The following is a 1,453-nucleotide window of genomic DNA, read 5'->3' as shown; positions in this document are numbered from 1 at the left end:
AGCGAGGAATACCTCGACAGCGAGAAATACCAGCTCCGCACCCGCGACTGGGAAACCGCCGAACGCCAGGGCACCACCATCGGCCCCCTCATCACCAAGCTCAACACCATCCGCCGCGAGAACCCGGCCCTGCGGCAACTGCGCGACATCCACTTCCACCACGCGGACAAAGAGGAGGTCATCGCCTACTCGAAGCGGCACGGTTCGAACACGGTTCTGGTGGTCGCCAACCTCGACCCCCACCACACCCAGGAAGCCACGGTCTCGTTGGACATGCCGCAACTCGGCCTGGAGCGGCACGAGTCGGTACCGGTGCGCGACGAGCTCACCGGCGAGACCTACCACTGGGGCAGTGCCAACTATGTGCGCCTGGAGCCGGGGGGAGCGCATGTGCTCGTCGTCGGCCGGACATCCGGGAGTGATCTCCCGGGTGGGCACAGCCGTGCTCCGCGACCGTCCAGCCCGTCGATCGGAGGGTCACCCACCACATGATCGTCAACGAACCCGTCCCGGACACCTTCGAGGACACTCCCGCCAAGGACCGGGACCCGGACTGGTTCAAACGAGCCGTCTTCTACGAGGTCCTGGTCCGCTCCTTCCAGGACAGCGACGGTGACGGCATCGGCGACCTGAAGGGTCTGACCGCCAAGCTGGACTATCTGCAGTGGCTGGGCGTCGACTGCCTGTGGCTGCCGCCCTTCTTCAAGTCCCCCCTGCGGGACGGCGGTTACGACGTCGCCGACTACACCGCCGTACTGCCGGAGTTCGGCGACCTCGCCGACTTCGTGGACTTCGTCGACTCCGCCCACCAGCGCGGTATGCGCGTGATCATCGACTTCGTCATGAACCACACCAGCGATCAGCATCCGTGGTTCCAGGAGTCGAGGAAGGACCCCGACGGACCGTACGGCGACTACTACGTCTGGGCCGACGACGACAAGCAGTTCCAGGACGCGCGGATCATCTTCGTCGACACCGAGGCCTCCAACTGGACGTACGACCCCGTACGCAAGCAGTACTACTGGCACCGCTTCTTCTCGCACCAGCCGGATCTGAACTACGAGAACCCGGCGGTCCAGGAGGAGATGATCTCCGCGCTGAAGTTCTGGCTGGACCTGGGCATCGACGGGTTCCGGCTGGACGCGGTGCCGTATCTGTACCAGCAGGAGGGCACGAACTGCGAGAACCTCCCGGAGACCCACGCCTTCCTGAAGCGGGTGCGCAAGGAGATCGACACCCAGTACCCGGACACGGTGGTACTGGCGGAGGCCAATCAGTGGCCGGAGGACGTGGTCGACTACTTCGGCGACTACGCGGCCGGCGGCGACGAGTGCCACATGGCGTTCCACTTCCCCGTCATGCCGCGCATCTTCATGGCCGTACGGCGTGAATCGCGCCACCCCGTCTCCGAGATCCTCGCCAAGACCCCGGCCATCCCGTCCGGCTGCCAGTG

At 65.4% G+C, this 1,453-nt stretch carries 2 protein-coding genes; both read left to right on the top strand.

Going from position 1 to position 1,453, the window contains the following annotated elements; all coding sequences use genetic code 11:
• Positions 1-492, top strand: a 492-nt coding sequence (locus ACGFR9_RS35150; RefSeq protein ID WP_393216961.1) for an alpha-glucosidase C-terminal domain-containing protein, incomplete at its 5' end; no start/stop codon positions are given.
• Positions 489-1,453: alpha-amylase family glycosyl hydrolase (locus tag ACGFR9_RS35145; protein WP_393216959.1), on the top strand; the 965-nt coding region annotated here is incomplete at its 3' end. The genes ACGFR9_RS35150 and ACGFR9_RS35145, both read left to right, overlap by 4 nt.

It is taken from the genome of Streptomyces sp. NPDC048584 (assembly GCF_043199595.1).
In the GTDB taxonomy this organism is placed as follows: Bacteria; Actinomycetota; Actinomycetes; order Streptomycetales; family Streptomycetaceae; genus Streptomyces; species Streptomyces edwardsiae.
This window is presented reverse-complemented; position numbering and strand designations above follow the sequence as displayed.